The following is a 24,463-nucleotide window of genomic DNA, read 5'->3' on the forward strand; positions in this document are numbered from 1 at the left end:
TGCCGCGTCGGCAGGGGATTTTCCCGTTCTTATGCAGGTCTTCACTATGTCCGAGCAGTTTCTTTATTTTATTCAGCAGATGCTTAACGGGGTTACCCTCGGCAGCACCTACGCGCTGATCGCCATCGGTTACACCATGGTTTACGGCATTATCGGCATGATCAACTTCGCCCACGGCGAGGTCTATATGATCGGCAGCTATGTCTCCTTTATCGTGATCGCCGCCCTGATGATGATGGGCATCGACACCGGCTGGCTGATGATCGCCGCCGGCTTCGTGATGGCGATCCTGATCTCCAGCGCCTACGGCTGGAGTATCGAGCGCGTCGCCTATAAGCCGGTGCGATCCTCGAAGCGCCTGATCGCGCTGATCTCCGCCATCGGCATGTCGATCTTCCTGCAAAACTACGTCAGCCTGACGCAGGGCTCGCGCGACCTCGCGCTGCCGAGCCTGATCACCGGCCAGTGGACGCTGGGCCAGAGCAACGGCTTCGCCGCTACCGTCTCCACCATGCAGATCGTGATCTGGCTGGTGACCTTCCTGGCGATGCTGGCGCTGACGCTGTTTATCCGCTATTCGCGTATGGGCCGCGCCTGCCGCGCCTGCGCCGAAGATCTGAAAATGGCGAGCCTGCTCGGCATTAACACCGACCGCGTGATTTCGCTGACCTTTGTGATCGGCGCGGCGATGGCGGCGGTGGCGGGCGTGCTGCTCGGCCAGTTCTACGGCTCGATTAACCCCTTTATCGGCTTTATGGCCGGTATGAAGGCCTTTACCGCCGCGGTGCTGGGCGGCATCGGCAGCATTCCAGGCGCGATGATCGGCGGCCTGGTGCTCGGCATCGCCGAAGCGCTGACCTCGGCCTATCTCAGCACCGAATATAAAGACGTGGTCTCTTTTGCGCTGCTGATCGTGGTGCTGCTGGTGATGCCTACCGGTATTCTGGGCCGCCCGGAGGTCGAGAAAGTATGAAATCCTCCTTTATTAATGCGCTGCTCTCCTCCGTGATGCTGCTGGTGCTGGCCAGCTTCTTTATGGGCATGCGCCTTGGCCTCGACGGTACGCGGCTGGTGGTGGAGAGCGCGGGAGACGTGCGCTGGAACTGGATTTTCGTCGGCTGCGGCGTGGTCTTTCTCTTTCAGCTGCTGCGTCCGTTCTGGCAGCGCGGCCTGAAAAAGATCTCCGGGCCGGCGCTGGTGCTGCCCGGCATTGACGGCTCCACGCCGAAGCAGAAGCTGTTTATGCTGGCGCTGATCGTCGTGGCGGTGGCCTGGCCCTTTTTCGTTTCGCGCGGCGCGGTGGATATCGCGACGCTGACCCTGATCTACGTGATGCTCGGCCTGGGCCTTAACGTGGTGGTCGGCCTCTCGGGTCTGCTGGTGCTCGGCTACGGCGGCTTCTATGCTATCGGCGCCTACACCTTCGCGCTGCTGAATCACTACTTCGGCCTCGGCTTCTGGGAGTGTCTGCCGCTGGCGGGCATCGTCTCGGCGCTGTTCGGGCTGCTGCTCGGCTTTCCGGTGCTGCGTCTGCGCGGCGACTATCTGGCGATCGTCACGCTCGGCTTCGGCGAGATCGTGCGTATTCTGCTGCTGAACAATACCTCTATAACCGGCGGCCCCAACGGTATCGCGCAGATCCCGAAACCCTCGCTGTTCGGTCTGGAGTTCGGTCGTAAAGTCTCCGAAGGCGGCTGGAGCACCTTCCATGAATTTTTCGGCCTGAAATATGACCCCAGCGACCGCGTGATTTTCCTCTATCTGGTGGCGCTGCTGCTGGTGGCGCTGACGCTGTTCGTGATTAACCGCCTGCTGCGCATGCCGCTGGGCCGCGCGTGGGAAGCGCTGCGCGAAGATGAGATCGCCTGTCGCTCGCTCGGCCTGAGCCCGACGCGCATCAAGCTGACCGCTTTTACCATTAGCGCCGCGTTCGCCGGCTTCGCGGGAACGCTGTTCGCCGCGCGCCAGGGCTTTGTCAGTCCGGAGTCCTTTACCTTCGTCGAATCCGCCTTCGTGCTGGCGATTGTGGTGCTGGGCGGCATGGGTTCGCAGTTCGCGGTGATCCTCGCCGCTATCCTGCTGGTGGTGTCGCGCGAGCTGATGCGCGACCTGAACGAATACAGCATGCTGGTGCTGGGCGGCCTGATGGTGCTGATGATGATCTGGCGTCCGCAGGGGCTGCTGCCGATGAAGCGTCCGCACCTGAAACTGAAGCAGAAACAAGGAGAGCAGGCATGAGTCAGCCTTTATTAGCCGTTGAAGGCCTGATGATGCGCTTCGGCGGCCTGCTGGCGGTCAATAACGTGGCGCTGGAGCTGCGCCCGCAGGAGATCGTTTCGCTGATCGGTCCCAACGGCGCGGGAAAGACCACCGTATTCAACTGCCTGACCGGCTTCTACAAGCCGACCGGCGGCACCATCAAGCTGCGCGATCAGCATCTGGAAGGCCTGCCGGGCCAGCAGATCGCCCGCATGGGCGTGGTGCGCACCTTTCAGCACGTTCGTCTGTTCCGTGAGATGACGGTAATTGAGAACCTGCTGGTGGCGCAGCATCAGCATCTGAAAAGCGGCCTCTTTTCAGGCCTGTTCAAAACCCCGGCGTTTCGTCGCGGCGAGAGCGAGGCGCTGGATCGCGCCGCCACCTGGCTGGAGCGCATCGGACTGCTCGATCTCGCCAACCGCCAGGCGGGGAATCTCGCCTACGGTCAGCAGCGCCGCCTGGAGATCGCGCGCTGCATGGTGACGCGCCCGGAGATCCTGATGCTGGACGAACCGGCGGCCGGACTCAACCCGAAAGAGACGCACGAGCTGGATGAGCTGATCGCCGAACTGCGCGGCGAGCACAAGGTCTCCGTTCTGCTGATTGAGCACGATATGAAGCTGGTGATGGGCATTTCCGACCGTATCTACGTGGTGAACCAGGGTACGCCGCTGGCTAACGGCACGCCGGAAGAGGTGCGTAACAATCCGGACGTGATCCGAGCCTATTTAGGAGAGGCGTAACATGGCAAACCCAATGTTATCCGTTAACAACGTCAGCGCGCACTACGGTAAGATCCAGGCGCTGCACAACGTCAGCCTGCATATCAGTCAGGGCGAAATCGTCACGCTGATCGGCGCCAACGGCGCGGGAAAAACCACGCTGCTCGGCACGCTGTGCGGCGAACCGCGCGCCACCCAGGGCAGCATTACCTTCGACGGCAAAACCATTACCGACTGGCAAACCGCGCGCATCATGCGCGAGGCGATCGCCATCGTGCCGGAGGGACGCCGGGTGTTTTCGCGCATGACGGTAGAAGAGAATCTGGCGATGGGCGGCTTTTTCGCCAGCCGTCAGGAGTATCAGACGCGCATCGCGCGCGTCTATGATCTCTTTCCGCGTCTGGCGGAGCGTAAAATCCAGCGCGCAGGCACCATGTCCGGCGGCGAGCAGCAGATGCTGGCGATCGGCCGCGCGCTGATGAGCCAGCCGCGTCTGCTGCTGCTGGACGAGCCTTCGCTGGGGCTGGCGCCGATAATTATCCAGCAGATCTTCGACACCATCGAGCAGCTGCGCAAAGAGGGGATGACCATCTTCCTGGTGGAGCAGAATGCGAATCAGGCGCTGAAGCTGGCGGATCGCGGCTATGTGCTGGAGAACGGGCACGTGGTGCTGGAGGATACGGGCGAGGCTCTGCTCTCCAACGAAGCCGTCCGCAGCGCTTACTTAGGCGCCTAGGCCTGGTTTACTTGCCATTTCGACGCCGGGCAGTGCTCGCCATCCTCACGTACTACGTGTACGCTCCGGTGGCTGTGCGCTGGCCGTCGTCGAACTGGCTGCGACACCGACGGCCCTTTGGCATTGAATAAGGCCTGGCTGCGCCGCCGACGGCCTTGCATCGGTGCGATAAAACATTTTAGGTAACTCCTTCATCTGGCCGTCATGCGGCTGTCATCTCGCTGTTATTAATCCGTCATTTTCCCGTGTCATGTTACTTCGCGAACAAAAAATGCGTGATATCGCGCGTAGCTACCTGCACAGGAAAATTCTATGTCCGTGTTTAAGACACAAAGCAGACTGATGAGTGTGGTTCTGGGCCTGGCCATCAGCGGCAACGCGCTGGCCGCCACTGAAATTCCTTTCTGGCACTCGATGGAGGGGGAGTTAGGCAAAGAGGTCGACTCTCTGGCGCAGCGTTTCAACCAGGCGCACCCCGACTATAAAATCGTGCCGACCTACAAAGGCAACTACGAGCAGAGCCTCGCGGCAGGCATCGCAGCGGTGCGTACCGGCAAAGCGCCGGTCCTTTTGCAGGTCTATGAAGTCGGCACCGCCACCATGATGGCTTCGAAAGCGATCGTGCCGGTGCATCAGGTCTTCCAGGACGCGGGCATTCCCTTCGATGAAAAACAGTTCGTGCCGACCGTGGCGGGCTACTACAGCGACGCCAGCGGCCATCTGATTTCTCAGCCGTTCAACAGCTCTACGCCGGTGCTCTACTACAACAAAGACGCCTTTAAAAAAGCGGGCCTGAACCCGGATCAGCCGCCGAAAACCTGGCAGGAGCTGGCGAAGGATGCCGACGCGCTGCGTAAAGCGGGCCTGAGCTGCGGCTACGCCAGCGGCTGGCAGGGCTGGATCCAGATCGAAAACTTCAGCGCCTGGCACGCCTTGCCGGTCGCCAGCAAAAACAACGGCTTCGACGGCACCGACGCGGTGCTGGAGTTCAACCAGCCGGTGCAGGTGCGCCATATCCAGATGCTGGAGGAGATGAACAAGAAAGGCGACTTCACCTACTTCGGCCGGAAAGATGAATCCACCGCCAAGTTCTATAACGGCGACTGCGGCATCACCACCGCCTCTTCGGGTTCGCTGGCGGATATCAAACACTACGCCAAATTCAACTTCGGCGTCGGCATGATGCCCTATGACGAAAACGTGCCGAACGCGCCGCAGAACGCCATTATCGGCGGCGCCAGCCTGTGGGTGATGAAAGGCAAAGACGCCAACACCTATAAGGGCGCCGCGGAGTTTATGCAGTTCCTCGCGCAGCCGGAAATCGCCGCCGAATGGCATCAGAAAACCGGCTACCTGCCGATCACCACCGCCGCTTACGAGCTGAGCAAGCAGCAGGGCTTCTATGACAAGAACCCTGGCGCGGATATCGCCACGCGTCAGATGCTGAACAAAGATCCGCTGCCGTTCACCAAGGGCATGCGTCTGGGCAATATGCCGCAGATCCGCACCATCGTCGACGAAGAGCTGGAAGGCGTCTGGACCGGCAAGCAGTCGCCGCAGGCCGCGCTGGATAGCGCGGTGAAACGCGGCAACGAACTGCTGCGCCGCTTTGAACAGCAGGTGAAATAATCTTAAAGGGCCGGCGCGTGCCGGCCCTGTTCTCTTTCTCAGACAGAGTACGCTATGTCTTCATCTCGTCCGGTGTTTCGCACCAGTCTGTTGCCCTATCTGCTGGTGCTGCCGCAGCTGCTGATTACCGCCATCTTTTTCCTCTGGCCCGCGGGCGAAGCCCTGTGGTATTCGCTGCAAAACCTCGATCCCTTCGGCATCTCCAGCACCTTTGTCGGGCTGGACAATTTCAGGCGCCTGTTTCAGGACAGCTACTATCTCGACGCCTTCTGGACCACCATCGTCTTCAGCACGCTGGTCACGGTGTGCGGCATGGTGCTGTCGCTGCTGTTAGCGGCGCTGGTGGATTACGTTATCCGGCTGCGCAAGCTCTATCAGACGCTGCTACTGCTGCCCTACGCGGTGGCGCCGGTGGTCGCGGCGGTGATGTGGATGTTTCTGTTCAATCCCGGCCTCGGCCTGATTAGCCACTTTCTCAACCAGCTTGGCTATAGCTGGAACTATGCTCAGAACAGCGGTCAGGCGATGTTCCTGATTGTCGTCGCCTCGATCTGGCAGCAGATGAGCTACAACTTCCTGTTCTTTTTCGCCGCGCTGCAGTCGATTCCGAAATCGCTGGTGGAGGCCGCGGCGATCGACGGCGCCGGGCCGGTGCGTCGCTTCTTCAACCTGTCGCTGCCGCTGATTACGCCGGTGAGCTTTTTCCTGCTGGTGGTGAACCTGATCTACGCCTTCTTCGACACCTTCCCGGTGATCGACGCCGCGACCGGCGGCGGGCCGGTGCAGGCCACCACCACGCTGATCTACAAAATCTATCGCGAAGGTTTTACCGGGCTGGATCTCTCTTCATCGGCGGCGCAGTCGGTGGTGCTGATGCTGCTGGTGATCGGTCTGACCGTTATACAGTTCCGCTTTGTTGAGCGTAAGGTGCAGTACCAATGATTGAAAACCGTCGCGGGCTGGATATCTTCAGCCACACGCTGCTGGTGCTGGGCGTGCTCACTATTCTTTTTCCGCTCTACGTCGCCTTCGTCGCCGCCACGCTGGACAACGAGGCGGTCTATCAGGTGCCGATGACCCTCATCCCCGGCACTCACCTGTGGGAGAACATCTCGCGCATCTGGACCCAGGGGGTTAACGGCAGCGGCCCGGCGTTCAGCCTGATGCTGCTGAACAGTCTGATTATGGCGTTCGGCATTACCGTCGGCAAAATCACGGTGTCGATGCTCTCCGCCTTTGCGCTGGTCTGGTTTCGCTTTCCGCTGCGCACGCTCTTTTTCTGGCTGATCTTTATCACGCTGATGCTGCCGGTCGAGGTGCGTATTTTCCCTACCGTGCAGGTGATCGCCGATCTCAATATGCTCGACAGCTACAGCGGCCTGACGCTGCCGCTGATGGCGTCAGCCACGGCGACCTTTCTGTTCCGCCAGTTCTTTATGTCGCTGCCGGACGAGCTGATCGAGGCGGCGCGCATCGACGGCGCCAGCGCGCTGCGCTTCTTTTGGGACATCGTGCTGCCGCTGTCGAAAACCAACCTCGCGGCGCTGTTCGTGATCACCTTTATCTACGGCTGGAATCAGTATCTCTGGCCGCTGCTGATCGTCAATGACGCCTCGCTCAGCACCGCGGTGGCGGGGATCAAAAGCATGATCTCCACCAGCGGATCGCCGACGCAGTGGAACGAAGTGATGGCGGCAATGTTATTAACCCTGATCCCACCGGTGGTGGTGGTGCTGGTCATGCAGCGCGCGTTCGTGCGTGGCCTGGTCGAGAGCGAGAAATAAGCATGGCAGGCGTAACCCTTCAGGCGGTAACCAAGTCCTACGACGGCAAGAATCAAATCATTCAGCCGCTGAATGTCACCGTCAACGACGGCGAATTTATGGTGATGGTCGGTCCCTCCGGCTGCGGCAAATCGACGCTGCTGCGCATGGTGGCCGGGCTGGAGCGCGTCACCTCCGGCGATATCTATATCGATGACAGATGCGTCACCCAGCTGGAGCCGAAAGATCGCGGCATCGCCATGGTGTTCCAGAACTACGCGCTCTACCCGCATATGACGGTCGAGGAGAATATGGCCTACGGGCTGAAGATCCGCGGCATGCGCAAAGAGCATATCCGCCTGCGCGTGCTGGAGGCGGCGCGCAGCCTGGAGCTGGATCAGCTGCTGAGCCGCCGTCCGCGCGAGCTTTCCGGCGGGCAGCGCCAGCGCGTGGCGATGGGCCGCGCTATCGTGCGCGAGCCCTCGGTGTTCCTGTTCGACGAGCCGCTCTCCAACCTGGACGCGCGGCTGCGCGTGCAGATGCGGCTGGAGCTGCAGCAGCTGCATCGCCGCCTGCAAACCACCAGCCTTTACGTGACGCACGATCAGGTCGAAGCGATGACGCTGGCGCAGCGCGTGATGGTATTGAACAAGGGCTTTGTCGAGCAGATCGGCACGCCGGTAGAGATCTACGAGCGTCCGGCCAGCCAGTTCGTCGCCTCCTTTATCGGCGCGCCGGCGATGAACCTGATTGACGGCCAGATCGGCAGCGACGGGACGCGCTTCAATATCGACAACTCCTGGTCCCTGACGCTCGGCGACATCAAGGCGAAGTGGGCGAGTCGCGCCGTGACGCTCGGCATCCGTCCGGAGCATGTGCGCATCAGCCCGCGCGAGCGCGAGGGCATTCCGCTGCGCATAGAGACGCTGGAGCTGCTCGGCGCGGACAACCTGGCGCACGGGCGCATCGGCGAGACGCCGCTGGTGGTGCGTCTGCCGCACAGCGAACGCCCGCAGGCGGGCAGCACGCTGTGGCTGCATCTGCCGTCGGATGCGTTACACTATTTCGATTCAACTACCGGAAAGCGTCTGGAATGAGCACATACAGCTGGCCCTATCCCCCTATCGTCGCCCATCGCGGCGGCGGCAAACTGGCCCCGGAAAATACCCTGGCGGCGATCGACGTCGGCGCGGAGTGGGGCCATACCATGATCGAGTTCGACGCGAAGCTGTCGCAGGATAAGCAGATTTTTCTGCTGCACGACGACACGCTGGATCGCACCAGCAACGGCTGGGGCGTAGCGGGAGAGCTGCCGTGGGAAAAACTGGCGCAGCTCGATGCGGGCGGCTGGTTCGGCAAGGCGTTCGACGGCGAACCGCTGGCGCTGCTTCCCGACGTGGCGGCGCGCTGTCGCCAGTACGGCATGATGGCGAATATCGAAATCAAACCCACTACCGGCAGCGAGGCGGAAACCGGCCGCGCCATCGCCCATGCGGCGAAGAGGTTGTGGCAGGGTATGACTGCGCCGCTGCTGTCGTCGTTCTCTTACGTGGCGCTAGAGTCGGCGATGCAGGCGGAGCCGGATCTGCCGCGCGGCCTGCTGCTTGATGAATGGGATGAGGCGTGGCAAAGCAAAACCGCCGCGCTGGCGTGCGTTTCAATTCACCTTAACCACAGGCTGCTCGACGCCGGGCGCGTCGCGGCGCTGAAGGCTGCCGGCCTGCATATTCTGGTCTACACGGTGAACGACCCGGAGCGGGCGCGCACGCTGCTGAAATGGGGCGTCGACGCCATCTGCACCGATCGCATCGACATCATTGGCCCCGACTTCCGTTAATTACGGTTTTGCTGCTGTCCCGGCTGCGTGTTGATGACGCGCTGCTGGGCGCTGCTGCGCTGTTCCTGCATTTTGCGCTGTATCTGCTGCGTCTGCTGCTGCTGATCCTGCTGCAGTTTGCTCTGCTGCTGCTGCTGCTGGATTTGCATCTGCGTCTGCATACGCTGCTGGCTTGGATTGTAGCCCGGCTGATTAGGTTGATTAGTGTTGTTCAGCATATTAGCCATGCCGCTAAGGGGCAGCAGCGCGGCAAAGACGATTAACCATTTTTTCATGTGACTTCCTCCGTCAGCGCGGCCTCACCGGCGTGTGATGCGCCGTGGCCGCAGCTATAAGTTTAGCAATCTCACAAACTTCTCCCCCAGGAACGCACCGAATTTGACTTAGATGTTATTTTTTTGCTGTATTTGTAAACACTTGCCTGCGTGATAACAAATGTAAACAACTGAAAAGGGTAGAGGGATGATGATGCGAGGAAATATACGCCAGCTTGGCTGGGCTGTGATGATGAGTTTAACGGTAGTCAGCGTCGCTGATGCCGCCGCGCCTGCCAGCGCGCCGCCCGTCTCTTATGGCGTCGAGGATGATACCTTTCATCCCGTTCGCGCGCAGAACGGCATGGTTGCTTCGGTGGATGCGCTGGCGACGCAGGTGGGCGTGGATATTCTGCGCCAGGGCGGTAATGCGGTGGACGCCGCTGTCGCCGTCGGCTTTGCGCTGGCGGTGACGCATCCGCAGGCGGGCAACCTGGGCGGCGGCGGCTTTATGCTGCTGCGCACCGCATCCGGCCGCGCCACCTCTATCGACTTCCGCGAAATGGCGCCGGGCCGCGCCTCGCGCGATATGTTCCTCGACAAACAGGGCAACGCCGACAGCAAGCTGTCGCTGACTTCGCATCTCGCCTCGGGCACGCCCGGCAGCGTGGCGGGCTTTGCGCTGGCGGCGCAAAAATATGGCACGCTGCCGCTCAGCACGCTGCTGGCGCCGGCGATTAAACTGGCGCGCGAAGGCTATGTGGTCAACGACGCGCTGGCGGACGATCTGAAAACCTACGGTAAGGAAGTGCTGCTGGCGCATCCCAACAGCAAGGCGATTTTCTTTAAGCCTGACGGCACGCCGTGGCAGAAGGGCGATCGTCTGGTGCAGAAGAATCTCGCTCACAGCCTGCAACTCATTGCGCAGCAGGGGCCGGACGCCTTCTATAAAGGCGAAATCGCCGATGAGATCGCCAGCGAGATGGCGCAGCATGGCGGCCTGATCGGCAAAGCGGATCTGGCGGCCTACCGCGCCGTTGAGCGTAAGCCGATCAGCGGCACCTATCGCGGCTATGAGATCTTCTCTATGCCGCCGCCCTCATCGGGCGGGATCCATATCGTGCAGATCCTCAATATCCTGGAAAACTTCGATCTGGCGAAAATGGGCTTTGGCAGCGCCGACGCGATGCAGGTGGTCGCCGAAGCGGAGAAATACGCCTATGCCGACCGCTCGGAGTATCTTGGCGATCCCGATTTCGTCAAAGTGCCGTGGCAGGCGCTCACCAGCAAAGCCTACGCGAAGTCGATCGCGCAGCAGATTGATGTGGCGAAAGCGCGTCCGTCGAGCGAGATTAAGCCCGGCAAGCTGGAACCTTATGAAAGCAACCAGACCACGCATTTTTCGGTTGTAGATAAGCAGGGCACGGCGGTCGCGGTGACCTATACCCTGAACACCAATTTCGGCAGCGGCATCGTTGCGGGCAACAGCGGCATCCTGCTGAACAACGAGATGGACGACTTCTCCGCCAAGCCGGGCACGCCGAACGTCTACGGACTGGTCGGCGGCGAAGCGAATGCGGTACAGCCCGCCAAGCGTCCGCTCTCCTCGATGTCGCCGACCATCGTGGCGAAAGGGGGCAAAACCTGGCTGGTGACCGGCAGCCCCGGCGGCAGCCGCATTATCACTACCGTGCTGCAAATGGTGGTGAACAGCGTCGATTTCGGGATGAACGTCGCAGAGGCGACCAATGCGCCGCGCTTCCACCATCAGTGGCTGCCGGATCAGCTGCGCGTTGAGAAGGGGTTTAGCCCGGATACGCTGCGTTTGCTGGAGAATAAAGGGCAGCATGTGAAGGTGTTGCCGGCGATGGGCAGCACGCAGAGCATTATGATTGGGCCGGACGGCACGCTGTATGGCGCGTCCGATCCGCGCACGCCAGGGGATTTGAGCGCGGGATATTAAGAGTTCGGGGCCAGGCTGGCCCCGTTTGCTATTTCAGCCGCGCCATATAGTGCGTGTCGATCATCTCGCCATGCCGCATAGCAAAAGCCTTCGCCGTGCCTTCAACTTCAAAGCCGAAATGGCGGTAGAGGGCAATGGCGGCGGGATTGTCGGCGAATACCGTTAGCTCCATGCGCGTCACCTGCAGCCAGTTGTCGCAAAGATCGACCGCCGCGCCAAGCAGCGCTTTGCCGACGCCGCGGTTGCGATACGCTTCATCGACGCCCATGCCCAGCGTGGCGCAGTGGCGACGGCGCGCAGGCGCGAGAATCTCCAGCGTCAGCTGGCCAACCACTTTTTCTTCGATGCAAGCGACCAGCGAATGTCCCGTCGGAGAGAGGTTGCTTAGCCGCTGCTGCCATTTTTGCAGCGAAGGCAGCGGTAGCTGTAGCGTATTCGCCATAGTGTCCGGCTGGCTGTAAATATGCATTAAGGCGGCGGCATCTTCAGGCGTAACGTGTCGCACCACAATCTCGCTCATCATCCTTCTCCTTGCGTTGACGGGAAAACCCTTTCAAACATCAAGGAAATCTTATTAATAATCAACAGAAAAGATCACAAAAGGCTTTACAGACGCGAATGATAATGATTATTATTGCGATGCGTTCTCGGGGCGTCCTCAGACAAACCGGAAAGCACGACATTGCTCACATTGCTTCCAGTATTACTTAGCCAGCTCGGGTGCTGGCTTTTTTTTGCCCGCCGCATTATTCAGCCCTGCTCATCATCCGCAAAGCGCTTGTTCACCTTTTTTGAACAGAGGCGTGAAGTTTTTCAGCTATCAATAGGTTCGCCTCAGGTTCAGACTGTTCTAAAACATTGAGGAGAACTGAACATGATTTACTTACGCAAAGCAGAAGAACGCGGCTACGCTAATCACGGCTGGCTGGAAAGCTGGCACACCTTCTCTTTCGCCAGCTATCACGACGCGAATTTTATGGGCTTTTCAGCGCTGCGCGTCATTAACGAAGATATCGTCGCCGCCGGGCAGGGCTTCGGCACGCACCCGCACAAAGATATGGAGATCCTGACCTATGTGCTCTCCGGCACCGTCGAGCATCAGGACAGCATGGGCAACAAAGAGCAGATCCCGGCGGGCGAATTTCAGATCATGAGCGCGGGCACCGGCGTGCGTCACTCTGAGTACAACGCCAGCAGCAGCGACCCGCTGCACCTGTATCAGATCTGGATTATTCCAGAGCGTACCGGCATCGAACCGCGTTACGCCCAGCGCCGCTTCCCGGACGTAAAAGGACGTCAGTTTGTGCTGACGCCGGACGCCCGTGAAGGATCGCTGAAGGTCTATCAGGATATGACGCTGTCGCGCTGGGTTTTCAGCGCAGGCGAAAAAGATGAGGTCGCTATCGAAACCGGCCGCCGCGTCTGGGTGCAGGTGGTTAAAGGCGAGATCCGCGTCAACGGCGAAACCGCCCGCACCAGCGACGCGTTTGCCGTCTGGGATGAGGCGAGCGTCACTCTGGAAGCCAGCAGCGACGCCGAAGTGCTGCTGTTCGATCTGCCGCCGGTTTAAGCGGTGACGGGGCGCGCACCGTCGCGCCCCGGTTTACAATTCTCCCGCCGAATAGTGATAGACTCATCGTAATTGTGACCCTGGGCGCATACGATGAAGAAAAAAAGACCGGTATTACAGGATGTTGCCGATCGTGTCGGCGTAACGAAAATGACCGTCAGCCGCTACCTGCGCAATCCTGAGCAGGTTTCCGCGCCGCTACGCGACAAGATTGCCGTCGCGCTTGATGAGCTGGGCTATATCCCCAACCGCGCGCCGGATATGCTCTCCAACGCCACCAGCCGCGCCATCGGCGTGCTGCTGCCCTCGCTGACCAACCAGGTGTTCGCCGACGTGCTGCGCGGCATCGAAGCGGTAACCGACGAGGCGGGCTATCAGACGCTGGTCGCCCACTTCGGCTACAGCCCGCAAAAAGAGGAGCTGCAGCTGCGTTCGCTGCTGGGCTGGAACATCGACGGCGTTATTCTCACCGAGCGCACCCATACTCCCGCCACGCTGCGCATGCTGGAAGTGGCGGGCATTCCGGTGATTGAGATGATGGACAGCGTTTCGCCGTGCCTCGACATGGCGGTGGGCTTCGACAACGTCGAGGCGGCGCGCCAGATGACGCACGCTATCCTGCGCAAAGGGCATCGCCATACGGTTTATCTGGGCGCGCGTCTTGATGAGCGCACCCTGCAGAAGCAGCAGGGCTACGAAAAAGCGATGCGCGAAGCGGGGCTGGAGCCGCGCAGTGTGATGATGGAAGAGGCCTCCTCTTTCAGCGCGGGCGGCATGCTGCTGTGCGAGGCGCAGCGTCGCTATCCGCAAACCGACAGTCTGTTCTGCACCAACGACGACCTGGCGGTCGGCGCGATGTTCGAATGCCAGCGTCAGGGATTAAAAGTCCCGTCGCAAATGGCGATTGCCGGCTTTCACGGCCATGATATTAGTCAGGTTGTGACGCCGCAGCTGGCGACCGTCCTGACGCCGCGCGAACGCATGGGACGCGAAGCGGCCGCCATGCTGCTGGCGCGTATCAGCGGCGATTTCAGCGTCTCCGCGCCGCTGGATATCGGCTTTGACATCAGCGAAGGCGGCAGCATCTGAATCTGGCATTTTTATGAGTCAGTTCACACTTTCGTGCTTTTCCGGCTAAACAGGGTTGCCAGCCTGGAGTGGGCTTAACACAATGGCAACCAGCATTGTTATCGGTAACATTGGCGAATTTACCTGCCGGAGCAGAAAAATGACTACTCAATCTTCGTCGCATCACGTCTTTATTCTGATGGGCGTTTCAGGCAGCGGAAAGTCCGTTGTCGCTAACCAGGTCTCCCACCAGCTCAATACCGCGTTTCTTGACGGCGATTTTCTTCATCCGCGCGCCAATATTTTAAAAATGGCCGACGGCCATCCGCTGGACGATAACGATCGTCAGCCATGGTTACAGGCGCTCAACGACGCCGCGTTCGCCATGCAGCGCACCCAGGCGATCTCTATCATCGTCTGTTCCGCGCTGAAAAAGCGCTACCGCGACATTCTGCGTCAGGGCAACGACAACCTGCGCTTTATCTACCTTAAGGGCGACTTCGACACCATCGAGTCTCGTCTGAAGGCGCGCAAAGGTCACTTCTTTAAACCGCAGATGCTGGTGACGCAGTTCGCCACGCTGGAAGAGCCGGGCGCAGACGAGCCGGACGTGCTGACGGTCGATATCAATCATTCAGTGGACGAAGTTGTTGCGGCTACGGTTGCGGCTATCGGGAAAGCCATCAACAAGGGTTAGTCATGAGTACCGCAACGCTGGTGTTAACCGCAGCAGGCTCTGTCCTGCTGCTGCTTTTTTTGGTGATGAAAGCGCGGATGCACGCTTTTGTCGCGCTGATGCTGGTATCGATTGGCGCAGGCCTCTGCTCCGGCATGCCGCTGGACAAGATCGCCGATACCATGCAGAAAGGCATGGGCGGCACGCTGGGCTTCCTGGCTATCGTCGTCGCGCTGGGCGCGATGTTCGGCAAAATCCTGCATGAGACGGGCGCGGTGGATCAGATCGCCATCCGCATGCTGAAAACCTTCGGCGAAAGCCGCGCCCACTACGCCATGGGCATCGCCGGCCTGATCTGCGCGCTGCCGCTCTTCTTTGAGGTGGCGGTGGTGCTGTTGATCAGCATCGCCTTCGCCGTGGCGCGCCGCACCCACGATAACCTGGTGAAGCTGGTGATCCCGCTGTTCGCCGGCGTGGCGGCGTCGGCGGCCTTTCTGCTGCCGGGCCCGGCGCCGATGCTGCTCGCCTCGCAGATGCACGCCGACTTCGGCTGGATGATCCTGCTCGGCCTGTGCGCCGCCATTCCCGGCATGTTGATCGCCGGTCCGCTGTTCGGTTCGCTGATTGCGCGTCACGTGACCTTTAGCGCGCCGCCGGAAGATCATCAGCCGGACGTCGACGCGGCGAAGCTGCCGTCGTTCGGCTTCAGCCTGGCGCTGATCCTGTTTCCGCTGATGCTGGTGGGGCTGAAAACCATCGGCGCGCGCTTTACCGAGCAGGGCTCTTCGCTGTATGAGTGGCTGGAGTTTATCGGCCATCCCTTTACGGCGATCCTCATCGCCTGCCTGGTGGCGATTTACGGCCTGGCCTACCGACAGGGCATGGATAAAGAGAAGGTGATGCAGGTGTGCGGCAGCGCGCTGCAGCCGGCGGGCATTATTCTGCTGGTCATCGGCGCGGGCGGCGTGTTCAAGCAGGTGCTGGTCGATTCCGGCGTCGGCCCGGTGCTGGGCCATGCGCTGACCGGCGCGGGGCTGCCCGTCGCGCTGGCCTGCTTTATCCTTTCCGGCGCGGTGCGCGTGATTCAGGGGTCGGCCACGGTCGCCTGCCTTACCACGGTCGGGCTGGTGATGCCGGTTATCGAGCCGCTGCACTACAGCGGCGCGCAGCTGGCGGCGCTCTCTATCTGCATCGGCGGCGGCTCCATCATCATCAGCCACGTTAACGATGCGGGCTTCTGGCTGTTCGGCCGCTTTACCGGCGCCACCGAAGGGGAAACCCTGAAGACCTGGACGCTGATGGAGACCATCCTCGGCACCGTCGGCGCCATTGTCGGCATGATCGCCTTTCAGCTGCTGTCGTAAATCAAAGCCGTCACGCCTGCGTGACGGCTTCTCGCTTAAGCCTCGAAAAACTCAACTTTGCCGCCGGACAGATGGTACATGCTGCCGACGATTTTGATTTTTTTCTGCTCTTCCAGCTGCTTCAGCACCGGGCTGTTGTTACGGATGCTTTCGATGGTCAGCTCGACGTTTTTGCGCGCCACCGCGTCGACGAAATCGTAGTTGCTGCCGCTACGCTCGCCGCTGTAGACGGTTTGCTCGATGGCCGGCTTAATCTCCTCCAGCAGGCCGGTCAGGTTGCCCAGCTCTGCGTTATCGATCGCGCCGCGCACCGCGCCGCAGCGCGTATGGCCCATTACCAGCACCACCTTCGCGCCGGCAACGGCGCAGGCGAACTCCATGCTGCCCAGCATATCGCGGTTGCTGATATTGCCGGCGACGCGCGCGTTGAAGGTTTCGCCGATACCGGCGTCCAGCACAATCTCAGCGGGCGCGCGCGAGTCGATGCAGCTCAGGATCACCGCCGCCGGGTACTGACCGGCAATGCTGTTGCGCTTCTGCGCCAGGTAATCATGTTTAACCGGGCGGTTTTCGCGAAAGCGCAGGTTGCCCTGCTTAAAGTGGGCGATGACCGCGTCCGGCGTCATGGCGTCGCGCTCCTCTTTGCTCAGCGAGGCGGCGAAAGAGAGGGTCGGCAGGCCCAGCGCGCCGACGCCGGTTACGGAGATCGCAGAAAGCGCGAGCGTTTTTTTCAGAATGGATCGACGGCCGGGCTGGGTAGGTTGAGCGGTTTTCATAGTGCGGTCCTGGTATGAAATTAATGGTTAACCGGCGCGATAATACGCAGCGAAACATTAATCAACTCAAAACCATACTAAGATAAAGGCTATTGGCGTCCAGAGGTTACAGCTTGAGGTAGACGCGAATGCCGTCCAGGAACATCTGCGTCGCCAGCATAATCAAAATCAGCCCCATCAGGCGCTCCAGCGCGTTGACGCCCTTGTCGCCCAGCAGCCGTAAAAACAGCCCCGACAGCAGCAGAATCGTCACTGTGACGCCCCAGGCGATCAGCAGCGCGCCGACCAGATGCCCCATCTGATTAGGATACTGATGCGATAGCAGCATCAGCGTGGCGAGCAGCGACGGGCCGGCGACCAGCGGGATCGCCAGCGGCACCAGAAAGGGCTCTTCGCCCGCGGGCAGGCCGCTGCTGCTGCTCTCGTCCGACGGGAAAATCATGCGGATGGCGATAAGAAACAGGATCACGCCGCCGGAAATCGAGACGGTTTCGGTGCGCAGATTAAGGAACGTCAGAATGCGTTCGCCCGCGAACAGAAACAGCAGCATCAGCACCAGCGCGATCAGCAGCTCGCGGATCAGCACCGCGCGCCGCCGCTTCGGCTCCAGATGCTTGAGCACCGACATAAAAATCGGCAGGTTGCCCAGCGGATCCATAATCAGCAGCAGTAAGATGGTCGCAGAAATCATTTCAGTCATTTTTTTGGTTATTCCTTTCATCCCGACGCGGGGTTATTAGCCGCGCTGCTGAAAAAGTTGGCGCAATCGAATTAATTCACTTGCCAGAAAAGCTGCATTTTGTAGAGTTGTTGGTCACAGGTAAATCCATTTATGACGCAGAGCGGAGTGAAACCCATTCCGTTCTTCCCTTCGGTAAGCAGGTCGGCCCTTATCGCTGACTGAGACGGACAGAAAATGAAGAATGTAGGTTTTATTGGTTGGCGCGGTATGGTCGGCTCCGTGCTGATGTCGCGCATGAGCGAAGAGCGTGATTTTGACGTGATCAATCCGGTCTTCTTCTCCACTTCGCAACTGGGACAGGCTGCGCCGACGTTTGGCGGCAAGTCCACCGGTGCGCTGCAGGATGCGTTTGATATCGAGGCGCTCAAGGCGCTGGATATCATTATCACCTGTCAGGGCGGCGATTATACCAGTGAAGTCTACCCGAAGCTGCGCGCCAGCGGCTGGCAGGGCTACTGGATTGACGCGGCCTCGACGCTGCGCATGAAAGACGACGCCATCATTATTCTCGATCCGGTCAACCATCAGGTGATTCGTCAGGGCCTCGACAAAGGCATCAACACCTTCGTCGGCGGCAACTGCACCGTCAGCCTGATGCTGATGTCGCTGGGCGGCCTGTTCGCCCAGGATCTGGTGGAGTGGGCCTCTGTCGCCACCTATCAGGCGGCGTCTGGCGGCGGCGCGCGCCATATGCGCGAACTGCTGACCCAGATGGGCATGCTGCATAACCACGTCGCCACCTCGCTGCAGGATCCGGCGTCGGCCATTCTCGACATTGAGCGCAGCGTCACCGAGCTGACCCGCTCCGGCACGCTGCCGACCGATAACTTCGGCGTGCCGCTGGCCGGCAGCCTGATCCCGTGGATCGACAAGCAGCTCGACAACGGCCAGAGCCGCGAAGAGTGGAAGGGCCAGGCGGAAACCAACAAGATCCTCGGCACGCAAAAAACCATTCCGGTCGACGGCCTCTGCGTGCGCGTCGGCGCGCTGCGCTGCCATAGCCAGGCCTTTACGCTGAAGCTGAAAAAAGATGTGCCGCTGGCAGAGATCGAACAGCTGCTGGCGTCGCATAACGAGTGGGTGAAAGTGGTGCCTAACGACCGCGAGCTGACCATGCGCGAGCTGACGCCGGCGGCGGTGACCGGCACCCTGACCACGCCGGTCGGCCGCCTGCGCAAGCTCAATATGGGCCCGGAATATCTCTCCGCCTTTACCGTCGGCGATCAGCTGCTGTGGGGCGCGGCCGAGCCGCTGCGCCGCATGCTGCGTCTGCTGGTCGACTAAAACAAAATACTAAGCGAGGCCGGGATGTTCCCGGCCTTTTGCCTGATTATTCTGAAATAAGTCAAACCGCTTAGCGTCTGTAAGTGATCGGCTTCCCTTTTTTACGTCCCCGCTAACAATTTTTCGCTTTCCGGGCTGGCAACCTGCAAGCCCAAGCTATGATTTAACAATGATGTGCCGGTTGTTGACTGTTTTGCATTTCGCACTGAATAGTTGTTGTACACGGCAAAGTTATTTTCCCACGGAGCGGTTTCCTTTCTCTGCCGTTGTACGCATGGCTCAATGAAGAGCAGCGCACCTGATGCGTGGCATAAGCCGCGCTCATTTCGGCTGCCATATAATCACAGGAAGAAAGTCATGTCAGAGCTTCCCGATCGCCTGGCGATCAATGCCCTGTTTGCGGGTAATTACTCCGATCCCTTCGCTTTGCTGGGGATGCACCAGACAGCCAACGGGCTGGAAGTCAGGGCGCTGCTGCCCGACGCTTCGGAAGTATGGGTAATAGAAACCAACACCGGGCGCAAAGTCGCCCAGCTAAAATGCCTCGATTCGCGCGGCTTTTTCAGCGCGGTGGTGCCGCGCCGTAAGAATATGTTTCGCTACCAGCTGGCGGTGAACTGGCACGGTCAGCAGAATCTGATCGACGACGCCTATCGCTTCGGGCCGCTGCTGCAGGAGATGGACGCCTGGCTGCTGGCGGAAGGCACCCATTTGCGCCCCTACGAAACCCTGGGCGCGCACGGCGCGGTGATTGACGACGTGCATGGCACGCGCTTTAGCGTCTGGGCGCCTAACGCGCAGCGCGTCTCGGTGGTGGGCGATTTCAACTTCTGGGACGGCCGCCGCCATCCGATGCGCTTCCGCCGCGAAATGGGCATCTGGGAGCTGTTTGTGCCCGGCGCGTACAACGGTCAGCTCTACAAATTCGAAATCGTCGATAACAGCGGCCAGCTGCGTATTAAAGCGGACCCTTATGCCTTCGAGGCGCAGATGCGCCCGCAAACCGCCTCGATGATCTGCGGCCTGCCGCCAAAGGTCGAGATGGCCGAAGAGCGTAAGGCGCGCAACGCATTCGATGCGCCGATCTCCATCTACGAGGTGCACCTCGGCTCGTGGCGTCGCCACACCGAGAACAACTTCTGGCTTAGCTACAAAGAGCTGGCGGAGCAGCTGGTGCCCTATGTTAAAGAGATGGGCTTCACCCATATCGAGCTGCTGCCGATTAACGAACATCCCTTCGACGGCAGCTGGGGCTATCAGCCGCTCGGCATGTATGCGCCGACGCGCCGCTTCGGCACGCGCGACGAATTTCTCTATTTCATCAACGCCGCGCACGAAGCGGGCCTGAACGTGCTGCTCGACTGGGTGCCGGGCCACTTCCCCAGCGACGATTTCGGCCTGGCGAAGTTCGACGGCACCGAGCTTTACGAGCACAGCGATCCGCGCGAAGGCTATCATCAGGACTGGAACACCCTGATCTACAACTTTGGCCGCCGCGAAGTGAGCAACTATCTGGCGGGCAACGCGCTCTACTGGCTGGAGCGCTACGGTATCGACGGTTTGCGCGTCGATGCCGTGGCCTCGATGATCTACCGCGACTACAGCCGCGCCGAAGGCGAATGGGTGCCGAACCACTACGGCGGCCGCGAAAACCTCGAGGCGATCGCCTTTCTGCGCTACACCAACCGCACGCTGGGGCGCGCCGCGCCAGGCACCGTCACCATCGCCGAAGAGTCCACCGACTTCGACGGCGTGTCGCGTCCGCCGGAATCGGGCGGCCTCGGCTTCTGGTACAAATGGAACCTGGGCTGGATGCACGACACCCTCGACTACATGAAGCTCGACCCGGTCTACCGCAGCCACCATCACGACCTGATGAGCTTCGGCATGATGTACAACTACACCGAAAACTTCGTGCTGCCGCTCTCGCACGACGAAGTGGTGCACGGCAAGAAGTCGCTGCTGGACCGCATGCCGGGCGATCCCTGGCAGAAGTTCGCCAACCTGCGCGCCTACTATGGCTGGATGTGGGCCTTCCCCGGCAAGAAACTGATGTTTATGGGCGGCGAGTTCGCGCAGGGCAAAGAGTGGAACCACGACGTCAGCCTGGACTGGCATCTGCTGGAGGGCGCCGATAACTGGCACCACGGCATACAGCGGCTGGTGCGCGATCTCAACCACACCTATCGCCACTACGCGCCGATGCACCAGCTCGATTTCGACCCGGCCGGCTTTGAGTGGCTGGTGGTCGACGATCGCGAAAACTCGGTCTTCGTCTTTGTGCGCCGCGACCGCGACGGCAACGAAATTATCGTCGCCAGCAACTTTACGCCGGTGCCGCGCCACAACTATCGCTTCGGCGTTAATCAGGCGGGGAACTGGCGCGAAGTGATCAACACCGATCAGCACAGCTATCACGGCAGCGATACGCGCAACCCGGTGGTGCATACCGATGAGATCGCCAGCCACAACCGGCCGCAGTCGCTGTCGCTGACGCTGCCGCCGCTGGCGACAATCTGGCTGGTGAAGGAGGCGGAATGACGCTGCTTCCGGGACGTGCTGAGCCGCCAGGCGCCAGTTACGACGGCAAGGGCGTTAACTTTACGCTCTTCTCCCGGCATGCTGCGCGCGTCGAGCTTTGCCTGTTCGATCAGGGCAAAGAGAGACGCTTCGATCTTCCGGCGCGAACCGGTGATATCTGGCACGGCTACGCGGCCGCGCTAAAACCGGGGCAGCGCTACGGCTTCCGCGTTCATGGCCCCTGGGCGCCAGAGCGCGGGCACCGTTTTAATCCTGCCAAGCTGCTGGTCGATCCCTGCGCTCGCGCGGTTGAGGGCGACGTAACCGACGACCCGCGTCTCTACGGCGGCATTGAGCGGCCTGACGAGCAGGACAGCGCCGCCGTGGCGCCTAAATCGCTGGTGGTGGCGGAGGACTTCGACTGGGAAGGCGACGTTGCCCCGCGTACGCCCTGGGGCAACACGGTGATTTACGAGGCGCACGTCCGCGGCTTAACACAGCGGCATCCGGAAATTCCGGAATCGCTGCGCGGGACTTACGCTGCGCTCGGCCATCCTGTTATGGTGAATTACCTGCGCCATCTCGGCGTCACCGCGCTGGAGCTGCTGCCGGTGGCCCATTTCGCCAGCGAGCCGCGCCTGCAGCGCCTTGGATTAAGCAACTACTGGGGCTACAACCCGTTTGCGCTCTGGGCCGTCGATCCGCGCTACGCCTCGCAGGAGAGCGCGTCGCCTCTGCAGGAGTTTCAGCAGGCGGTGAAAAATCTGCACGCGGCGGGCATCGAAGTGCTGCTGGACGTGGTGTTCAACCACACCGCCGAGCTGGAGGAGATCGGCCCGACGCTGTCGCAGCGCGGCGTCGATAACGCCAGCTACTACTGGCTGAGCCCGCAGGGCGACTATGAAAACTGGACCGGCTGCGGCAATACCCTGAATCTCAGCGATCCTGAGGTGATGAACTGGGCGCTGGAGGCGCTGCGCTACTGGGTGCGCGTCTGCCACGTCGACGGCTTTCGCTTCGATCTGGCGCCGGTGCTGGGACGCACGCCCGATTTCTCAGCGCACGCGCCGCTGTTCGAGGCGATCAGAGCCTGCCCGCTGCTCTCGCAGGTCAAGCTGATCGCCGAACCCTGGGATATCGGGCCAGGCGGCTATCAGGTCGGCAATTTTCCGCCGCTGTTCGCCGAGTGGAACGACCATTTCCGCGACGATATGCGGCGCTTCTGGCTGCACCGCGACGTCAGTAACGGGGCGTTCGCGCGCCGCTTCGCCGCCTCCAGCGATCTGTTCCAGCGCGACGGCCGACTGCCGCACGCCGCGGTTAACCTGGTCACCGCGCATGACGGCTTTACGCTGCGCGACGTGGTGAGCTTTAACCATAAGCATAACCAGGCCAACGGCGAGGATAACCGCGACGGCAGCAACGGCAATTTTAGCTATAACCACGGCGTAGAGGGGCTGCGCGCCAGCTTCGACGTGATTGAGCGCCGTCGCCTGAGCACGCATGCGCTGCTGACGTCGCTGCTGCTGGCGCAGGGCACGCCGATGCTGCTCGCCGGCGACGAGCGCGGCCACAGCCAGCACGGCAACAACAACGCCTACTGTCAGGACAATATCCTGACCTGGCTCGACTGGCAGGAAGAAGAGAGCAGTCTGGTAGATTTTACCGCCGCCCTGATCCGTTTGCGTCAGCAGATCCCGGCGTTAACCGCCGATCGCTGGTGGCAAGAGGGCGACGGCAATGTGCAGTGGTTCAATGCCAGCGGCAGACCACTGCAGCGAGAGGAGTGGGAGCAGAAGGCGCACAGAATGCAGATCCTGCTCTCCGGCCGCTGGTTAATAACAATAAACGCCACGGATTCGGTGAGTGACATCGCCTTACCAGACGGAGAATGGCGTGCCGTTCCTCCTTTCGCCGGGGATGACAACCCCATTTTGTCGACTGTCTGGCATGGTCCCGCACACGGCGTGTGCGTGTTCCAAAAGCAATCATAAGGAGTCAGACATGGTTAAGTTAGACAGAACCGATCACCTGATGCTGGCCCGCCAGCTCCCTACACAGACGGTTGCGCTGATCCTCGCCGGGGGAAGGGGTACGCGCCTGAAAGACCTGACCGCCAAACGCGCCAAGCCAGCGGTGCATTTCGGCGGCAAGTTTCGCATCATCGACTTTGCGCTTTCCAACTGCATTAACTCCGGTATCCGCCGCATCGGCGTGATAACGCAGTACCAGTCGCACACGCTAACGCAGCACGTTCAGCGCGGCTGGTCTATCTTCAACGAAGAGATGAACGAGTTTGTGGATTTGCTGCCGGCGCAGCAGCGCACCTTAACTGAACACTGGTATCGCGGCACCGCAGACGCCGTGACCCAGAACCTCGACATTATTCGCCGCTATCAGGCGCAGTACATCGTGATTCTGGCCGGGGATCATATTTATAAAATGGACTATTCGCGCATGCTGCTCGACCACGTCGACGCCAACGCGAAGTGCACCATCGCCTGCCTGCCCGTGCCGCTGCACGAAGCGACCGCCTTTGGCGTGATGGCGGTGGATGAAAACAATAAAGTGATCGACTTTGTAGAGAAGCCGCCGCAGCCGCCCGCCATGCCCGGCGACGATACGCAGGCGCTGGCCAGTATGGGGATCTACGTGTTTAACGCCGATTATCTCTATCAGCTACTGGAGGAAGATCTACAGGAGCCTAATTCTAACCACGACTTCGGCAAAGATATTCTGCCGAAAGTGGTCGCGAGCGGCGAAGGATACGCCCATTCGTTTACGCTCTCCTGCGTGCAGCAGGATGAAAGTTCGCCGCCCTACTGGCGCGACGTAGGGACGCTGGAAGCTTACTGGCGCGCTAACCTCGATCTGGCGTCGGTGACGCCGGAGCTGGATATGTATGACCATACCTGGCCGATCCGAACGCATATGGAGCCGTTGCCGCCCGCCAAGTTCGTGCAGGACCGCTCGGGCAGCCATGGCATGACGATGAATTCGCTGATCTCCGGCGGCACCATCATCTCCGGCTCGGTCGTGGTGAACTCAGTACTGTTTCCACGCGTGCGCATTAACTCGTTTTGCAATATCGATTCTGCCGTACTGCTGCCGGACGTGGTGGTGGGACGCTCCTGTCGCCTGCGTCGCTGCGTGATCGATCGCGCCTGCGTGCTGCCCGAAGGCATGGTGATAGGAGAGAATCCTGATGAGGATAGTCGTCGGTTTTACCGTTCAGAAGAGGGTATCGTTCTGGTCACACGCGCCATGCTTGCCAGGCTGGCCAGCGCGTAGCCGCCAACG

22 protein-coding genes are annotated in these 24,463 nt (G+C 60.6%); 18 read left to right on the top strand and 4 right to left on the bottom strand.

Annotation, left to right across the window (positions count from 1 at the left end; translation table 11 throughout):
• Window positions 1–46: 46 nt before the first annotated feature.
• The 9 genes from livH to ugpQ all read left to right on the top strand — a co-directional run bounded on the left by livH (window position 47) and on the right by ugpQ (window position 8,946).
• Window positions 47–973, top strand: a complete 927-nt coding sequence (gene livH / locus AC6I7Z_RS01150; RefSeq protein WP_497812877.1) for a high-affinity branched-chain amino acid ABC transporter permease LivH — start codon at window positions 47–49, stop codon at window positions 971–973.
• Window positions 970–2,238, top strand: a complete 1,269-nt coding sequence (locus tag AC6I7Z_RS01155; protein WP_497812878.1) for a high-affinity branched-chain amino acid ABC transporter permease LivM — start codon at window positions 970–972, stop codon at window positions 2,236–2,238. Before livH ends, AC6I7Z_RS01155 begins: the two co-directional genes overlap by 4 nt.
• Window positions 2,235–3,002, top strand: coding sequence for a high-affinity branched-chain amino acid ABC transporter ATP-binding protein LivG (gene livG, locus AC6I7Z_RS01160; protein WP_497812879.1), 768 nt, complete (start codon window positions 2,235–2,237; stop codon window positions 3,000–3,002). Before AC6I7Z_RS01155 ends, livG begins: the two co-directional genes overlap by 4 nt.
• Before the next feature lies 1 nt (window position 3,003).
• On the top strand, window positions 3,004–3,717 hold the full coding sequence (livF, locus tag AC6I7Z_RS01165; RefSeq protein ID WP_497812880.1) for a high-affinity branched-chain amino acid ABC transporter ATP-binding protein LivF: 714 nt from the start codon (window positions 3,004–3,006) through the stop codon (window positions 3,715–3,717).
• 312 nt (window positions 3,718–4,029) lie between these two features.
• A complete protein-coding gene (gene ugpB / locus AC6I7Z_RS01170; RefSeq protein WP_497812881.1) occupies window positions 4,030–5,346 on the top strand; it encodes a sn-glycerol-3-phosphate ABC transporter substrate-binding protein UgpB in 1,317 nt (438 codons plus the stop codon).
• 54 nt (window positions 5,347–5,400) lie between these two features.
• Window positions 5,401–6,288 (top strand): sn-glycerol-3-phosphate ABC transporter permease UgpA, encoded by an 888-nt coding sequence (ugpA, locus tag AC6I7Z_RS01175; protein WP_497812882.1) that lies wholly within the window; start codon window positions 5,401–5,403, stop codon window positions 6,286–6,288.
• Window positions 6,285–7,130 (top strand): sn-glycerol-3-phosphate ABC transporter permease UgpE, encoded by an 846-nt coding sequence (gene ugpE / locus AC6I7Z_RS01180; protein WP_033753200.1) that lies wholly within the window; start codon window positions 6,285–6,287, stop codon window positions 7,128–7,130. The genes ugpA and ugpE overlap by 4 nt, the downstream gene beginning before the upstream one ends.
• 2 nt (window positions 7,131–7,132) lie before the next feature.
• Window positions 7,133–8,206 carry a sn-glycerol-3-phosphate import ATP-binding protein UgpC gene (locus tag AC6I7Z_RS01185; protein WP_497812883.1) on the top strand — a complete coding sequence of 358 codons (1,074 nt, stop codon included), beginning with the start codon at window positions 7,133–7,135 and terminating at the stop codon, window positions 8,204–8,206.
• Window positions 8,203–8,946: a glycerophosphodiester phosphodiesterase gene (gene ugpQ / locus AC6I7Z_RS01190; RefSeq protein ID WP_497812884.1), complete on the top strand. Its 744-nt coding sequence runs from the start codon at window positions 8,203–8,205 to the stop codon at window positions 8,944–8,946. Before AC6I7Z_RS01185 ends, ugpQ begins: the two co-directional genes overlap by 4 nt.
• Here ugpQ and AC6I7Z_RS01195 read toward each other — a convergent pair.
• The gene (locus AC6I7Z_RS01195; protein ID WP_033753191.1) at window positions 8,943–9,221 is read right to left on the bottom strand and encodes a DUF2756 domain-containing protein; all 279 of its coding nucleotides are present in this window, start codon (window positions 9,219–9,221) and stop codon (window positions 8,943–8,945) included. The genes ugpQ and AC6I7Z_RS01195 overlap by 4 nt on opposite strands.
• Window positions 9,222–9,408: 187 nt before the next feature.
• On the opposite strand from AC6I7Z_RS01195, the gene ggt reads away from it, so the two are divergent.
• On the top strand, window positions 9,409–11,163 hold the full coding sequence (gene ggt / locus AC6I7Z_RS01200) for a gamma-glutamyltransferase (protein WP_497812885.1): 1,755 nt from the start codon (window positions 9,409–9,411) through the stop codon (window positions 11,161–11,163).
• Window positions 11,164–11,191: 28 nt separating this feature from the next.
• Here ggt and AC6I7Z_RS01205 read toward each other — a convergent pair whose 3' ends face one another.
• A complete protein-coding gene (locus AC6I7Z_RS01205) occupies window positions 11,192–11,683 on the bottom strand; it encodes a GNAT family N-acetyltransferase (protein ID WP_313590458.1) in 492 nt (163 codons plus the stop codon).
• Between the two features lie 354 nt (window positions 11,684–12,037).
• On the opposite strand from AC6I7Z_RS01205, the gene AC6I7Z_RS01210 reads away from it, so the two are divergent.
• The 4 genes from AC6I7Z_RS01210 to gntU all read left to right on the top strand — a co-directional run bounded on the left by AC6I7Z_RS01210 (window position 12,038) and on the right by gntU (window position 15,841).
• Complete coding sequence (locus tag AC6I7Z_RS01210; RefSeq protein WP_497812886.1) at window positions 12,038–12,733, top strand: pirin family protein; 696 nt, start codon at window positions 12,038–12,040, stop codon at window positions 12,731–12,733.
• Window positions 12,734–12,826: 93 nt separating this feature from the next.
• Window positions 12,827–13,822 (top strand): gluconate operon transcriptional repressor GntR, encoded by a 996-nt coding sequence (gene gntR / locus AC6I7Z_RS01215; RefSeq protein WP_033753178.1) that lies wholly within the window; start codon window positions 12,827–12,829, stop codon window positions 13,820–13,822.
• 139 nt (window positions 13,823–13,961) lie between these two features.
• The gene (gene gntK / locus AC6I7Z_RS01220; protein WP_033753176.1) at window positions 13,962–14,498 is read left to right on the top strand and encodes a gluconokinase; all 537 of its coding nucleotides are present in this window, start codon (window positions 13,962–13,964) and stop codon (window positions 14,496–14,498) included.
• A 2-nt stretch (window positions 14,499–14,500) separates the two neighbouring features.
• Window positions 14,501–15,841 carry a gluconate transporter gene (gene gntU / locus AC6I7Z_RS01225; protein WP_033792632.1) on the top strand — a complete coding sequence of 447 codons (1,341 nt, stop codon included), beginning with the start codon at window positions 14,501–14,503 and terminating at the stop codon, window positions 15,839–15,841.
• Between the two features lie 35 nt (window positions 15,842–15,876).
• Here the strand turns inward: gntU and AC6I7Z_RS01230 are convergent, their stop codons facing one another.
• Both AC6I7Z_RS01230 and AC6I7Z_RS01235 read right to left on the bottom strand, forming a co-directional pair.
• The gene (locus AC6I7Z_RS01230) at window positions 15,877–16,617 is read right to left on the bottom strand and encodes a carbonic anhydrase (RefSeq protein WP_497812887.1); all 741 of its coding nucleotides are present in this window, start codon (window positions 16,615–16,617) and stop codon (window positions 15,877–15,879) included.
• 106 nt (window positions 16,618–16,723) lie between these two features.
• On the bottom strand, window positions 16,724–17,317 hold the full coding sequence (locus AC6I7Z_RS01235) for a YhgN family NAAT transporter (RefSeq protein ID WP_033753533.1): 594 nt from the start codon (window positions 17,315–17,317) through the stop codon (window positions 16,724–16,726).
• Window positions 17,318–17,533: 216 nt separating this feature from the next.
• Between AC6I7Z_RS01235 and asd the strand changes: the two genes are divergently transcribed.
• From asd to glgC, 4 genes are all read left to right on the top strand, one after another.
• Window positions 17,534–18,643: an aspartate-semialdehyde dehydrogenase gene (gene asd, locus AC6I7Z_RS01240; RefSeq protein ID WP_497812888.1), complete on the top strand. Its 1,110-nt coding sequence runs from the start codon at window positions 17,534–17,536 to the stop codon at window positions 18,641–18,643.
• Window positions 18,644–19,000: 357 nt separating this feature from the next.
• Window positions 19,001–21,184 (top strand): 1,4-alpha-glucan branching enzyme, encoded by a 2,184-nt coding sequence (glgB, locus tag AC6I7Z_RS01245; protein WP_497812889.1) that lies wholly within the window; start codon window positions 19,001–19,003, stop codon window positions 21,182–21,184.
• Window positions 21,181–23,157, top strand: coding sequence for a glycogen debranching protein GlgX (gene glgX / locus AC6I7Z_RS01250; RefSeq protein WP_497812890.1), 1,977 nt, complete (start codon window positions 21,181–21,183; stop codon window positions 23,155–23,157). Before glgB ends, glgX begins: the two co-directional genes overlap by 4 nt.
• Before the next feature lie 10 nt (window positions 23,158–23,167).
• Complete coding sequence (glgC, locus tag AC6I7Z_RS01255) at window positions 23,168–24,454, top strand: glucose-1-phosphate adenylyltransferase (RefSeq protein WP_096072183.1); 1,287 nt, start codon at window positions 23,168–23,170, stop codon at window positions 24,452–24,454.
• Window positions 24,455–24,463: the final 9 nt, after the last annotated feature.

This window comes from Pantoea sp. X-Soil-MYKO-1289 (assembly GCF_059730625.1).